Below are 13688 nucleotides of genomic sequence, written 5' to 3' on the forward strand. Positions count from 1 at the left end.
GATTACCTATCATTTACAAAATAAACCTGTTCGAACATTAATTGCCGTAGGTGGTGTAATGAGCAATAGTTTACTTCGTCAACGTATGGAGCATTATTGTAGACGTAATCATCTTACATTACATGTAGCACAGCCACAATTTTCTGTTGATAATGCCACTGGCAATGCTTTTGGCGCTGCTTTTTTACAAGAATCTAGAGGGTAATCGTGAATGTATTAACCATTACACAATTAAACAATCTTATAAAGCGCACCTTAGACCGTGAATATCTATTAAAGAATGTATATGTAAGTGGTACCATTATTAATGCAAAACGTCATAGTAGTGGTCATATGTATTTTTCTTTAAAAGATGAGGAATCTGCTATTGATGTAACAATGTGGTCTAGTACCGTCATGCAAAAGGGCCTAGCTAATGCCATTCAAAATGGTTTATTAGTGACTGTAAAAGCATCTGTTAATTTTTACAATAAAATGGGCCGTTTAAATCTTATTGCATCAGATATGCAAATAGGCTCTAAAAGTCCATTACAGCTCGAATTTGATGCGTTAAAACGAGAGTTAACGGCGCTAGGATACTTTGATGACAGCCACAAACAAAGTTTACCGTACATGGCAAGTTGCATAGGTATTGTTACATCTCAATCTGGCGCTGTATTGCATGATATTTTACATGTCAGTGAGAGACGTAACCCATTAGTGCAATTTAAATTATTCTCCGTTCCTGTCCAAGGCAATACTGCAGGACCTGTTATTGCAAGAGGTATTGCTGCTGCCGATGCTGATCCCGAGGTAGATGTTATCATCGTTGGTCGTGGTGGTGGATCTATGGAAGACCTATGGTGTTTCAATGATAGAGCTGTTGTAGAGGCTATTTATACTGCTAATACGCCTGTTATTTCAGCAGTAGGTCATGAAACAGATTATACCTTATGTGATTATGTAGCAGATGCTCGTGGAGCAACACCTAGTCATGCTGCAGAAATGGCAGTACTTCCTATAACGACATTGCAAGATCAATTATCAGAAAAAGAAGAGTATCTACATGAGTTTATACGGTATACATTACAACAGAAACGTACCGATTTAACATTGCTCTTTAATCGTAGATTAGGCATTCCAGCTCTACAATTTCTACATAAACAAAAAACACATTTACAAGAGCTTTCACAGTCATTAACCAATGCCACAAAAGAATGTTGCAATACAGAGAAACATGGCTTAGCATTATTAGCTCAACAATTAGAGTCTCTTAATCCATTACAAATGATGGTAAAAGGATTTGCAAAGGTTGAACATAAGGATAAACCTATTACATCTGTTATGCAATTACAACCAAAGGATGATATACGAGTTACACTTGCTGATGGCTATGTTACTGCTACGGTAAAGGAGGCGCACAAAGATGGCCGCATCACTAAAAAGTTATGAGAAAAAATATAAAGCCTTAGAGGATATTGTTAAACAATTAGACGATGGTGATATGACCATCTCTGAACTTTTAACGCAATATAAGAAGGGCTTAACATTAGTAAAAGAATGTGCAGAAATGCTCGATTCTGTGGAAGATGAAGTACAACAAATTATCGAAGAAGTCCGCATCAGCGAATAAGGAGATTCTATGTTCAAAGATTATTTAGCGTCTAGCAAACAACATATTGAACAATGGTTAGGTGAGGTATTAAGTAGCCCAAATCAAGAATTTAAACCCCTTTATGAATCTATGAATTACAGTTTAATGCAAGGTGGCAAACGAATCCGACCAATCTTATCTAAAGCTGTATTAGAAATGCTTCATAAAGATCCAGCTGATTATAAGGAATTTCTATGTGCTATGGAGTGCATCCATACATATTCCTTAGTACATGATGATTTACCAGCTATGGATAATGATGATTATCGTAGAGGCAATTTAACAAATCATAAAGTTTATGGTGAAGGTATGGCTATTCTTGCAGGTGATGGATTATTGACATATGCTTTTCAGCTAATGACTACTAATACAACTGCTACACCTCAACAAAAAATTGAGGCCATTCAATGCGTAGCTACTGCAGCGGGTCCTGAAGGTATGGTTGGTGGTCAAGCCTTCGATATGCTCAGTGAAGATAAGCATATACCACTTGAGGAGTTAAAGGTTTTACACCGCGGAAAGACAGGGGCATTATTTAATGCATCTGTAGAATTAGGGCTCATCTTAGGCAATGCAGATACGACTACTCGAAAAGCGCTTATGGAATATGCTAATTGTTTAGGATTGTTATTCCAAATTACTGATGATATTCTAGATGTAACTGGTACAATTGAGGAATTAGGAAAAACTCCTGGCAGTGATATTCGCCAACATAAATCTACCTATGTATCCTTACTAGGTTTAGAGGAGGCTAAAAACCAAGCTTCTTTAGTTGGAAAACAGGCTCATGATGCTTTAAACTCTGTTTCTTATGATACATCTATACTAGCTGCACTAATTAATTATCTTTTAGAACGTACTAATTAATTGTTACGACCTGAAGAAGGTATAAATAATGATTGATATATTACCACAAATAGCACACAACTACATAGCGCAAGCCGCATTTTGGGGTTGGTTTACTGCTCAGGCTATCAAATTCGTATGGCAACTAGTTCGGCATGGTAAATTTCGTCCAGAACGATTAGTCGGATCTGGTGGTTTCCCTAGTTCGCATACATCCTTTGTAATCGCTACAACTACAGCCATATATCTGAAAAATGGAGCTTCTGATCTCTTTATCCTATCCTTAGTATTCTCTATTGTAGTCATGTATGATGCATCAGGCGTACGATTAGAGGCTGGGCGACAAGCTCAAATTCTAAACCAAATTGTAGATTATTTTACAAAGAAAAACATACCTGTTGTCATTACTCGTAAAGAGGCCTTAAAAGAGTTATTAGGACATACTCCAGTAGAGGTATTTGGGGGATTAATCCTCGGTATTATTGTAGCGTGTATTCAATTTTATTATATTTACAATGGTGTGATATGAGTAGTAAAGAACGTTTAGATATACTCCTCGTTAATCGAGGGCTTTTTGAAAGTAGAGAAAAAGCAAAAGCTGCCATAATGGCTGGCCAAATCTTTATGGACACAACGCGTATTGATAAGGCAGGTACAAAAATACCTGTAGATGCCAATATCGTAGTAAAGGGCAACACCTTACCTTATGTTAGTCGCGGTGGGCTAAAGCTGGAAAAGGCCATTCAAACGTATCCTATCGATTTACATGACGCTGTTATGGTCGATATAGGTGCCAGCACTGGTGGTTTTACAGATTGTGCGTTACAAAATGGTGCTGCTAAGGTATTTGCTATCGATGTAGGCTATAATCAATTAGCTTGGAAGTTACGTCAAGACCCACGTGTTATCAATATGGAAAAGCAAAATATTCGCACTGTCACACCAGAACAATTAGGTGAACTGGTTGACTTTATTTCCATAGATGTAGCATTTATCTCTTTAGATAAAGTATTACCTGTAGCTACTACATTGTTAAAAGATACAGGATCCCTCGTTGCTTTAATTAAGCCGCAATTTGAAGCTGGTAAAGAAAATGTTGGCAAAGGTGGTATTGTACGCGATCCGGAAATCCATAAAGAGGTTTTACATCGTATTTTACATGTTGCTTATGATTGTGGATTATATGTTCACGGGTTAACTTTCTCACCAATTAAAGGTATGGAAGGTAATATTGAGTTTTTAGGTTATTTTAAAAAGTACGAAGAAGGGGCTTTAACCATTGACGATGCTTTGATAGATACAGTGGTTGCAGAAGCTCATTCATTATAGGAGATTACTATGCGTATCGGATTTTTCCCTAATATGGGGAAAAGCAATATTATGGCAGTTTTAAAAATGGCTGCACATATTTGTAAAGATGAAGGTATCGAAGTATTCTTGCCAGATGATCTCGAATCAGATGCACCTGCACGAGTACTTAAGGTTCCCGAAACTCACATTTTAAGTCGTCCAGAAATCTTTAAACAAATAGATATTGCCTTTAGTTTTGGTGGTGATGGTACCATCATCCATTTGGCACGACAAATTTACCCATACAATGTACCTGTTTGTGGTATTAATCTTGGTGAGTTGGGTTTCTTAAACCAAATCGAAGTTCACCAAATGCAAAGTCATATTAAGCGTATTGCCAAGGGTGATTATAATATCGAGAAACGTGGACATTTATATGCGTATATTGACCGTAATAATGGTAATGAAGAAGAATTAGTACCTATCATTAATGAAATTGTTATTACCCGTGCAGAACCAGCTAAAATGGCACGTATCAATATGTCCATCAATAATCAACATACGCAAATGTATCCTTCTGATGGCTTGATCATTTCTTCTGCCACAGGCTCTACAGGATATAATCTATCTGCAGGTGGTCCTATTATGAAGCCTGATAATAGATCAATTATTGTGACTCCTGTAGCACCACATCTTATTCAAGGCGTTTCTCTTGTATTGGAAGAGCATGATACAATTCAAATCACCATGCCAGAACGAGAGCCTCAATTACATATCTGTATAGACGGTACATTTGACTATACGTTTACCAATAAAGAAACATTACATATAAGCTCCAATCCAGTATATTGCTTATTCGTACGTTTTAAAGATCAATGTTTCTTTGGTACATTATTTAAAAAATTAGCCTCTCGTCGTGACGAGTTGTTATAATACTAAAATCTCAAGTGGGGTGATTTTGTGATTAACATTAACAATGCTGTTCAGTTTCAACATTTAATCTGGGATCGAGTAATGAAGCACGCTAATGTTGTAGTAGATGCAACATGTGGTAATGGCCATGATTTATTATATCTAGCAGAGCGAGCAAAAAAAGGCTGTCATTTATATGGCATCGATATTCAAATGAAAGCTATTAATAGTAGCCAAGAGTTATTGCAGTCAAATGATATAGCTGAAGATGTGAGCCTAACATTTATCCATGACTCCCATGATCGTGCATTAGCTAATCAGTTAAAAGATGAAGTAATTGATTTAATGATTTTTAACCTAGGATATTTACCGGGTGGCGATCATCAAGTTATAACTAAACCGCATCAAACAATTGACGCTATAAAAGAGGGTTTAGAGAAATTATCTAAGTCTGGAGTTATCACAATTGTTGCTTACCCTGGAACAACAGAAGGGTTAGAAGAAATGCAGATCCTTAAATCGTATTTATCAGATTTAGAACAGAAATTGTATAATGTATGTCATTGGCATCCAATGAATCAAATAAATAATCCACCTGAGTTATTTATATTGCAAAAACGATAAAAAGAAATATATCTTTATTCATCATGAATAAAACTCATAAGAAACATGTAAAAGCCCCTTTATAGGGGCTTTTATTTATACATGCATATTATTCTAGTTTTAAATTATTAATTTCGTATAAATAGATGAAGCCTATAGGCTATGTGTTTGTACGCCCTCAATCTATAGAATGTTAACAATTTTTTAAATATAAATATAATATGCATAACTAGTATGAGATATGCGATTTATACCATATATTAATTATGAATATATGGTATAATAATAGCAGAAAGATACTATTCTCTTTTATGTGCAAGTTTTAAAAAAGGGAGTTCAAAATGAAACGCTATCGCTATAACAAAATTAAAGAAATCGTTCAGTCCAAGGCGATTGAAACTCAGGAGGAATTAGCAGCGGCCTTATTAGAAGAAGGTATTGAAGTAACGCAAGCTACTGTTTCTCGTGATATTAAGGAATTGATGTTAATCAAAATTCCTACAGGCGATGGACACTATCGATATGCATTATCTCCAGAAGAAAATGTAGTTCTATCTCGTAGTCGAATCAATCGATTATTCCAAGATTCTCTAATTAAGGTAGATCATAGCTTGAATCAAGTTGTATTACATACAATTCCTGGTTCAGCTCAATCCGTAGCATTTTCTATTGACCATGCAAAATGGTCTGAAATTATTGGTACATTAGCTGGTGATGATACAATTTTGTTAATTGCAAAATCTGAAGCTGAAGTTCCAGCAATTTTAGCGAAAATTCAAGATTTAATGAAGGACTAAATAGATGTTAACGCAAATGAGCATTCGCAACTTTGCGTTGATTGAGCAAATGAATATTTCATTTAATGATGGCATAACTATCTTTACCGGCGAAACTGGGGCAGGGAAATCCATATTAATGGATGCCTTTAGTATCCTTTTAGGAGAGCGCGCAAGCAGCGAGTTCATTCGTCATGGTAAAGATAGTTTTGTTATAGATGGAATATTTGATATTGCCGATCACCAAAGTATACAAGAGCTATTAGAATCTAAAAATATTATGGTTGAGGAAGGGGAGTTAATTCTCTCCCGGTCATTTAACCGCAATGGTAAATCTACCATCTTAGCTAACGATCAACCTATACCATTAAAAGCATTAAAAGAAATTGGTCAACATTTAGCTGATATTCATGGTCAATATAGTAATCAACGATTATTAGATGCCGATACCCATCATGAATATTTAGATACCTATAATAAAGAGGGACAGAAGGCTTACAAGACCTATTTAGATGCCTATAAAGTATATAAGCAAGCTAAACAAGATGTAGATCATTTACAAGAAAATATGTCTGAACGAGCACGAGAGCTCGATATGCTACGATACCAAATCGATGAGATTGAAGAAGCAGGACTTACAATCGGTGAAGATGTTTCTATTGCAGAGGAATTAAAACGACTCGATAGTTTTGAACATATTGATAAGGTATTAGGTTCTTGTTATGATGCCTTTTATAATGGTCGCCAACCATTACTAGATACAATCAACTCCATTAAGGTAGAGGTTAATGATCTTGTAAAATATGATGGTGAACTGAAAGAAGTATCTGAAATGGTTGATTCTGCTTATTTCCAACTGGAAGAGGCTGCTCAATCGTTAGATCGTTATAGAGATACTATTAGCTATGACGAAGAACGCTATAAGTATTGCCAAGATAGAGATACAACTATTTACGGCTTAAAGAAAAAATATGGTGAAACTGTAGAAGAAATTCTGGCATACGAAGAAAAGGCTCAAGCTCGTTTAGAGGAACTAGAAGGCCTTGTATTTGCACAAGACGAATTAGAAGCTCGTCTTGAAGAGGCAAAAAAGGTAGCAGAAGAAGCTTTAACAGTTTTACGTGATATACGTCTTAAAAATGCAAAGACTATTGCTAACGCTCTACATCAAGAATTAGTAGACCTAGGCATGCCAAAAGGGGAGATACAGTTCCATATAGAGGATGAGGATGGCTTATCAGCTTTAGGTGCAAACTCCATTGAACTACTATTTTCTGCCAATAAGGGGGAACAATTGTTACCGCTTCACAAGGTAGCCTCTGGTGGCGAATTAGCTCGGATTGCATTAGCCTTCAAATCTGTCTTCCGTAGTGATACGTTCAAGACAATGGTATTTGATGAAATTGATGTTGGTATTAGTGGAGATATAGCTTTAAAGGTTGCTGAGAAAATTCTACATCTATCTAAGACTAATCAAGTATTTTGTATTACCCATTTACCTCAAACAGCAAGTATTGCAAAACAACATTACCATTTAGCTAAAATTGAGCAAGATGACCGTACTGTGTCAACATTGTCGGTACTTAATGAAGAGGAACGAGTAACGCAAATTGCTTCTATGATGTCTGGTCGAGGCATGTCTTCCACTGCATTGGCTGCAGCTAAAGAACTAATTGACCATTTTAATTGACTAAAATCGCATAATTACTTATACTAATAGTATTAAGTGAATATGTTGATAGAGGTGCGAGTATAAAGAGTAATCATGAGGAGTAGGCATGCATTGATCCATGATAAAAGGGATGCTTGCCGAAGTTCGGTGATTGCGACTCATCGTTCTGGTTGTCTATTTAATAGATAGACGACTGTCATCAATTTGAATTGGTGGAGTGCTATCATTGAGCTTTTAGTAACAGTTATAAGCTATATAAACTATAAGGCCAGTGGATGCATCCACTGGCTTTTTTGGAGGTATATATGATTCGAGTAATGGTAAATGGCGCTGGCGGTAAAATGGGCCGCGAAGTAGTCAAAGCAGTACATAATGATCCTGAATTAACATTAGCAGGTGGTATCGATCCTACTAAGGCAGGTCAAGATGTAGGCTCCGTAGCGGGCATCGAACAATTAGGAATTACAATGAATGCCTCCATCGATGAGGTACTTGATACAAATAAACCTGAAGTTATTGTAGATTTTACAAATCCTGCTGTCATCTATGAAAATGCTAAAAAGATGTTATCCGCAGGCATTCATGTAGTTATTGGTACTACTGGTTTAACAGCGGAACAACGCGATGAATTAGATGCTATTGGACGTAAGAATAATGCCAATTGCCTTGTAGCACCTAATTTCTCTCTTGGTGCAGTTATGATGATGAAGGTTTCTGCTGAATTGGCTCCATATTTCCCTAATGTAGAAATTATTGAGCTTCATCATAACCATAAATATGATGCGCCATCTGGTACATCTATTTTAACAGCAAAATTAATTAACGAAGCTAAACAAGCTGCGAATGCAACTGCAGCAGAAGATTTAACTCGTGAAAGTTTACCAGGTGCTCGTGGTGCTAAGGTTGATGACGTAACCATTCACAGCGTTCGTTTACCTGGTTACGTAGCTCACCAAGAAGTACTATTTGGTGGCTATGATGAAACATTAACGATTCGTCACGATAGTTTAAGCCGTCTTTCCTTTATGCCAGGCGTAGTATTAGCATGTAAAAAAATTAGTACTAAAACTGGTTTAACATACGGCTTAGAGCATTATTTATAATATAATAGCAAGGAGATATAGTAATGAAAAAACCTAATGTTGCAATTCTTGGTGCTACTGGTGCAGTAGGTGCTGAATTTATTACACTTATTGAAGAGCGTAATTTCCCATATGAAAATCTAAAATTGTTAGCATCTGCTCGTTCTGCAGGTACTGAACTTACCGTTAATGGTAAAACATATGTAGTAGAGGAAGCAAAGCCTGAATCCTTTGAAAATATTGATATCGCTCTATTTGCAGGTGGTTCTATTTCTAAAACATTAGCACCAGAAGCAGCTAAAAGAGGCGCTATCGTTATTGATAACTCTAGTGCATTCCGTATGGATCCTGAAGTACCTCTTGTAGTACCAGAAGTAAATCCAGAAGATATTTTAAAACATAAAGGTATCATTGCGAATCCTAACTGCTCCACTATTATTATGAGCTTAGGTTTGAAACCACTTCATGATATTTCTCCAATTAAACGCATTGTAGTAAGTACATATCAAGCAGTATCTGGTGCAGGTAAAGAAGGTATTGAAGAACTTGAAAACCAAGTAAAACAATATACAGCTGGCGAAGAAATGACTGCAAACTTATTACCAACAGGTTCTGCGCCTAAACATTATCCTGTAGCATTTAACCTTTTACCACAAATTGATGTGTTCTTGGACAATGATTACACAAAAGAAGAAATGAAAATGGTTCATGAAACACAAAAAATTCTTCACGACGACACAATTCAAGTAGTACCAACTACTGTACGTGTTCCAGTGTATCGTTCCCACTCTGAATCTGTTTTAGTAGAAACAGCAGAACCAGTTTCTGTAGAAGCTTTCAAAGCAGCATGTGAGAAATTCCCTGGTTTACAAGTAAAAGATAATCCTGCAGAACAAATTTACCCAATGCCATTATATACATCTAATCAAAACGACTGTGAAATCGGCCGTATTCGTAAAGACTTATATAATGACAAAGGTATGAATTTCTGGATTGTAGGGGACCAAATTCGTAAAGGTGCAGCACTTAATGCGTTGCAAATTGCTGAGTACTTGGTAGAAAAACAAGCATTTTAATCTATCAAGGGGAGGACAGATATGAAAACCTTTGGTCGAGTATTAACGGCTATGATTACATCATTTAATAATGATGGATCCTTAAACATAGAAAATAGTGTAGCTATTGCTAATCATTTGTTAGATAATGGCTCTGATGGCCTCGTTGTATGCGGTACAACAGGGGAAAATCCATCCATGTCTAAAGAGGATAAATTAGCATTATTTACAGCTATTGCTAAAGAATGTGGTCATAAAGGTTCTATTATTGCTAACGTAGGTTCAAATGACACAAAATCTTCTGTAGAATTTGTGAAAGAAGTTTCTAAAATTGATGGAATTGATGGTTTATTGGTTGTAGTACCTTACTACAATAAGCCAAATCAACAAGGCCAATACTTACACTTTAAAGCTATTGCAGAGGCTACTACGCTTCCAATCATGGTATATAATGTACCAAGCCGTGTTGGAACAGGAATTTTTCCTACAACACTAGCTCAATTACATAGTGAATATCCACATGTATGTGCTATTAAAGAAGCTAGTGGCAATCTTATGATTGCCTCTGAAATCAAACGCTTAATGCCAGGAGAAGACTTTATGGTATACAGTGGGGATGATGGACTTACATTACCAATGTTATCAGTAGGTGCTTGTGGTGTAGTATCCGTAGTGTCCCATGTGGCTGGCAAAGATATGAATACTATGATTCAAGCTTATGAATCAGGTCATAATCACGAAGCACTTCGTATTCATCAAAGCTTAGCAGATATCATTAAAGCGATGTTTATCACTACAAACCCAATTCCTGTTAAATATGCAGCTCGTAAAATTGGCTTACCTGCGGGTGTATTTAATTTACCGATGTGTGATCCTAGTGCTGAAGAAGCAGCATATATTGATAAAGCTTTAGCTGAATATGTAAAATAAAATATACAGACACAAAAAACAGTAGCTATCATATGATATGTACCCCCTTTACTGGACAACCAGTAAAGGGGGTATTTTCATGAGATATAGTTATGAATTTAAAAGAAAAGCAATTGAATTATTTAATCAAGGTGAATGGCCAGAGACGCCAACTGGAGTATTGACTCATTCTTTTCACGAACAAATAATAAAATGGGCTAAACAGGAAGAGTTTAATGGCCCAGAAATCAATAAGCATAATCCAGATAAGCGATGTTGGTCTCCAGAGAAGAAATATGAGTTAGTATGCCAAGTATTATTTGGAGAATCTATCCGCTCTGTATCTATTAGGGCTGGAATTAATACTGGCCAACTGTATCAATGGGTTCATAAATACATAACTTTGGGATACAATGGTCTTATTAATAAACCTAAAGGACGATCACCAAAGGATTGCAAAATGAAAGTACCTAAGACTATCTCACCTCGAGAGCTCAAAGAGAGTGAATATGAGGAACTCATTCGCTTACGAGCTGAAATTGCTTATATTAAAGCTGAAAATGAAGTCATAAAAAAAGAGATTGCCTTGAGAGAAGAAAAAGAGGCTGCGCGACTCAAGGCGAAAAAGCAGCGATTATCAAAACGCTCCGCCAACAAGGCTATCAACTAAAACATCTTTTGAAAGCTATGCCAATGTCCAAATCTACCTATTATTTTGAACTTACTAAAGTAGATCTTGTAGATAAAAGAAATACAAAGCTAAAAGATGAAATTCAAAAGATTTTTACAGAACATAAAGGTCGGTATGGTGTGCGGCGTGTATACCAAGAGCTTCTTAATCGAGGTTTTGTAGTCAATCATAAACGAGTGCAAAGACTTATGCATATTATGGGGCTCGCAGGAAAGCGACCGAAAGAAAAGTACCACTCTTACAAAGGGAAAGTCGGTAAGGTAGCAGAAAATATCGTCAATAGAGATTTTAGTACAACTGCACCATTACAAAAATGGACTACTGATGTGTCTCAATTTAATTTCTCATGGGGAAAATGCTATTTGTCGCCTATTTTAGATATGAATACGAATGAGATTGTTGCTTATGACTTAGCATTAAGTCCTAACTTAGAACAAATTTCTCGTATGTTAGAGAAGGCATTCAAGAAGTTTACTAATCTTTCAGGATTAATCCTCCATTCTGATCAAGGATGGCAATACCAACATAAGTACTTTAGGAGAACACTCAAAGAGCATGGTATTATTCAATCTATGTCTCGAAAAGGAAATTGTTATGATAACTCTGTGATGGAAACCTTTTTTGGTAGATTGAAAACGGAAATATATTATGGTTTTGAGAGAGAATATTCATCTTTTAATGCTTTTGCAGCAGCGATAGAAGAATACATTAACTATTACAATAACAAAAGGATTCAAGCAAAAACAAAATGGATGCCCCCTGTAAAATACAGGGAAGCATCCATGTGTTTAGGCTAGTAAATAATATGTGTCCAGGAAAATGGGTACATATCACATATGTAGCTACTGTTTTTTTATATCTGTATATAATAGAGAGTTAAGACTAAAACATAATGTAGAAATAAGGTAAAAATAAAACGGCTACAATATACTATGTAGCCGTTTTTTATTAAATTCTATCGCGTACAAGACCGATTACAAGGCCTTCAATATGACAATCATCCACAATAATAGGATCAAAATCATCATTTTCCGGTTGTAAACGAATATGTCCATTTTCTTTATAAAAACGTTTTACAGTAGCTTCATCATCAATACGAGCCACTACAACGTCTCCATTATTAGCAGTATTTTGATGACGTACAATAAGCATATCGCCTTCATACATACCGATATTCATCATAGATTCGCCTTGAACGCGAAGTAAAAAGCAATCAGAATCCCCAGTCAATTGAACAGGCAATGTAAGGGTAGACTCTAAATTTTCAACTGCAGTAATAGGCATACCAGCTTGAACAGTACCAATGAGAGGTACTTGTTTTAGACCAACACCTAAAAATTCAAAGTTATCAGAACTGGAAGTTTCATTACCATCTACAGAAATAGAAGGTTTTGTATCCTCTAAAACAGTAATAGCACGGTTTTTATTAGGATCTCGTTTAATATAACCAAACTTTTCTAGAGCATTCAAATGAGATTGTACAGTAGATGTAGAACTAAGCCCTACATGTGTACAGATTTCACGAACAGTAGGGCAACGATATTCATTATGTAGTGAATCTTTAATAAAATCTAATATACGGCGCTGTTTAGTATTAATATCTGTAGCAGGGCGTCTCACGATGAACCTCCAAAGTCAATGTAATGTCAATATTTATATGCGTAAAAAATAACACATGTCATACTATATAATGAAAAAGTAAGATAATTACTAACTTACATACTTATTATAGGCAATTTTAAAAGTTTTTGCAAACATTTGTTCTAAAACTCTTGACCGAACATTCGTTCGTGTGCTATCATATGCATGTAAACAAACAAATGTTCTCAGATATTATGTTCGATATAAATGTGAGGTATGAGATGAAAAATATATTAATGATGCTAGGAATGTGCTTAACAGTATTATTTGGTTATAATATGACAAACCCTGTAACAGATGCAAATACACATGCAGTACGCGAAGTAAAGGTACAAGCAGGCGATACAATGTGGGATATTGCAGCTCGCACAGCTCATAAAGATATGGATGTTCGTGAAATGGTATATGCCATGAAAGAACTTAACAACATCAGTGATTCTGGTACACTTGTACCTGGTACAGTTTTAAAGGTACCAGCACATAAAACTGATAGTCCAGTTAGAGCTTTGGACTATGTGGCTCAAAACTAAATATATATGGGTGTAACCCACGCAAAAAGGCAGCTACTCAATAGATGT

The 13688-nt window shown here is 35.9% G+C and carries 16 protein-coding genes, 1 pseudogene and 1 riboswitch; of the genes and pseudogenes, 16 read left to right on the plus strand and 1 reads right to left on the minus strand.

Annotation, left to right across the window (positions count from 1 at the left end):
* The 15 genes and pseudogenes from Q7P05_RS01555 to Q7P05_RS01625 form a co-directional block, all read left to right on the plus strand.
* A pseudogene (locus Q7P05_RS01555) lies at window positions 1-205 on the plus strand (metallohydrolase); the annotation flags it as partial.
* Window positions 206-207: 2 nt separating this feature from the next.
* The gene (gene xseA, locus Q7P05_RS01560; RefSeq protein WP_303930164.1) at window positions 208-1431 is read left to right on the plus strand and encodes an exodeoxyribonuclease VII large subunit; all 1224 of its coding nucleotides are present in this window, start codon (window positions 208-210) and stop codon (window positions 1429-1431) included.
* A complete protein-coding gene (xseB, locus tag Q7P05_RS01565) occupies window positions 1406-1612 on the plus strand; it encodes an exodeoxyribonuclease VII small subunit (protein ID WP_005386632.1) in 207 nt (68 codons plus the stop codon). The genes xseA and xseB overlap by 26 nt, the downstream gene beginning before the upstream one ends.
* Window positions 1613-1621: 9 nt before the next feature.
* A complete protein-coding gene (locus Q7P05_RS01570) occupies window positions 1622-2500 on the plus strand; it encodes a polyprenyl synthetase family protein (protein WP_303930165.1) in 879 nt (292 codons plus the stop codon).
* Window positions 2501-2528: 28 nt separating this feature from the next.
* Window positions 2529-3008: a divergent PAP2 family protein gene (locus Q7P05_RS01575; RefSeq protein ID WP_119206663.1), complete on the plus strand. Its 480-nt coding sequence runs from the start codon at window positions 2529-2531 to the stop codon at window positions 3006-3008.
* Window positions 3005-3808, plus strand: a complete 804-nt coding sequence (locus Q7P05_RS01580; RefSeq protein ID WP_303930166.1) for a TlyA family RNA methyltransferase — start codon at window positions 3005-3007, stop codon at window positions 3806-3808. Before Q7P05_RS01575 ends, Q7P05_RS01580 begins: the two co-directional genes overlap by 4 nt.
* A 9-nt stretch (window positions 3809-3817) precedes the next feature.
* Window positions 3818-4702 carry an NAD(+)/NADH kinase gene (locus tag Q7P05_RS01585; RefSeq protein WP_296005818.1) on the plus strand — a complete coding sequence of 295 codons (885 nt, stop codon included), beginning with the start codon at window positions 3818-3820 and terminating at the stop codon, window positions 4700-4702.
* Between the two features lie 27 nt (window positions 4703-4729).
* Entirely contained in the window at window positions 4730-5305 is a 576-nt protein-coding gene (locus Q7P05_RS01590; RefSeq protein ID WP_119206660.1) for a class I SAM-dependent methyltransferase, read from the plus strand.
* A gap of 320 nt (window positions 5306-5625) precedes the next feature.
* Window positions 5626-6081, plus strand: a complete 456-nt coding sequence (gene argR / locus Q7P05_RS01595) for an arginine repressor (RefSeq protein WP_024065706.1) — start codon at window positions 5626-5628, stop codon at window positions 6079-6081.
* 4 nt (window positions 6082-6085) lie between these two features.
* Complete coding sequence (gene recN, locus Q7P05_RS01600; protein WP_303930167.1) at window positions 6086-7750, plus strand: DNA repair protein RecN; 1665 nt, start codon at window positions 6086-6088, stop codon at window positions 7748-7750.
* A 41-nt stretch (window positions 7751-7791) separates the two neighbouring features.
* Window positions 7792-7963, plus strand: a riboswitch (Lysine riboswitch).
* 74 nt (window positions 7964-8037) lie between these two features.
* Window positions 8038-8835, plus strand: a complete 798-nt coding sequence (gene dapB, locus Q7P05_RS01605; RefSeq protein WP_303930168.1) for a 4-hydroxy-tetrahydrodipicolinate reductase — start codon at window positions 8038-8040, stop codon at window positions 8833-8835.
* A gap of 23 nt (window positions 8836-8858) precedes the next feature.
* Window positions 8859-9890, plus strand: coding sequence for an aspartate-semialdehyde dehydrogenase (locus Q7P05_RS01610; RefSeq protein ID WP_295783303.1), 1032 nt, complete (start codon window positions 8859-8861; stop codon window positions 9888-9890).
* A 21-nt stretch (window positions 9891-9911) separates the two neighbouring features.
* Window positions 9912-10799: a 4-hydroxy-tetrahydrodipicolinate synthase gene (gene dapA / locus Q7P05_RS01615; RefSeq protein WP_295868848.1), complete on the plus strand. Its 888-nt coding sequence runs from the start codon at window positions 9912-9914 to the stop codon at window positions 10797-10799.
* A gap of 79 nt (window positions 10800-10878) precedes the next feature.
* Window positions 10879-11448 (plus strand): transposase, encoded by a 570-nt coding sequence (locus tag Q7P05_RS01620; RefSeq protein ID WP_303930169.1) that lies wholly within the window; start codon window positions 10879-10881, stop codon window positions 11446-11448.
* A complete protein-coding gene (locus Q7P05_RS01625; RefSeq protein WP_303930171.1) occupies window positions 11412-12266 on the plus strand; it encodes an IS3 family transposase in 855 nt (284 codons plus the stop codon). The genes Q7P05_RS01620 and Q7P05_RS01625 overlap by 37 nt, the downstream gene beginning before the upstream one ends.
* 151 nt (window positions 12267-12417) lie before the next feature.
* On the opposite strand, the gene lexA is transcribed toward Q7P05_RS01625, so the two are convergent.
* On the minus strand, window positions 12418-13089 hold the full coding sequence (lexA, locus tag Q7P05_RS01630) for a transcriptional repressor LexA (RefSeq protein ID WP_303930170.1): 672 nt from the start codon (window positions 13087-13089) through the stop codon (window positions 12418-12420).
* Window positions 13090-13331: 242 nt separating this feature from the next.
* Here lexA and Q7P05_RS01635 point away from each other — a divergent pair, with 242 nt between their 5' ends.
* The gene (locus tag Q7P05_RS01635; protein WP_295868843.1) at window positions 13332-13640 is read left to right on the plus strand and encodes a LysM domain-containing protein; all 309 of its coding nucleotides are present in this window, start codon (window positions 13332-13334) and stop codon (window positions 13638-13640) included.
* The last annotated feature ends 48 nt before the right edge of the window (window positions 13641-13688 follow it).

Origin of the sequence: Veillonella dispar (assembly GCF_937975875.1) — a bacterium.
Classification (GTDB): domain Bacteria; phylum Bacillota; class Negativicutes; order Veillonellales; family Veillonellaceae; genus Veillonella; species Veillonella dispar_B.

What these genes read in the sequence shown, in the direction of transcription:
- Q7P05_RS01610 (WP_295783303.1), top strand. Translation starts at nt 8,859, where the DNA reads ATGAAAAAACCTAATGTTGCAATTCTTGGTGCTACTGGTGCAGTAGGT.
- Q7P05_RS01575 (WP_119206663.1), top strand. Translation starts at nt 2,529, where the DNA reads ATGATTGATATATTACCACAAATAGCACACAACTACATAGCGCAAGCC.
- recN (WP_303930167.1), top strand. Translation starts at nt 6,086, where the DNA reads ATGTTAACGCAAATGAGCATTCGCAACTTTGCGTTGATTGAGCAAATG.
- Q7P05_RS01585 (WP_296005818.1), top strand. Translation starts at nt 3,818, where the DNA reads ATGCGTATCGGATTTTTCCCTAATATGGGGAAAAGCAATATTATGGCA.
- dapB (WP_303930168.1), top strand. Translation starts at nt 8,038, where the DNA reads ATGATTCGAGTAATGGTAAATGGCGCTGGCGGTAAAATGGGCCGCGAA.
- xseB (WP_005386632.1), top strand. Translation starts at nt 1,406, where the DNA reads ATGGCCGCATCACTAAAAAGTTATGAGAAAAAATATAAAGCCTTAGAG.
- Q7P05_RS01620 (WP_303930169.1), top strand. Translation starts at nt 10,879, where the DNA reads ATGAGATATAGTTATGAATTTAAAAGAAAAGCAATTGAATTATTTAAT.
- dapA (WP_295868848.1), top strand. Translation starts at nt 9,912, where the DNA reads ATGAAAACCTTTGGTCGAGTATTAACGGCTATGATTACATCATTTAAT.
- argR (WP_024065706.1), top strand. Translation starts at nt 5,626, where the DNA reads ATGAAACGCTATCGCTATAACAAAATTAAAGAAATCGTTCAGTCCAAG.
- Q7P05_RS01635 (WP_295868843.1), top strand. Translation starts at nt 13,332, where the DNA reads ATGAAAAATATATTAATGATGCTAGGAATGTGCTTAACAGTATTATTT.
- Q7P05_RS01580 (WP_303930166.1), top strand. Translation starts at nt 3,005, where the DNA reads ATGAGTAGTAAAGAACGTTTAGATATACTCCTCGTTAATCGAGGGCTT.
- Q7P05_RS01570 (WP_303930165.1), top strand. Translation starts at nt 1,622, where the DNA reads ATGTTCAAAGATTATTTAGCGTCTAGCAAACAACATATTGAACAATGG.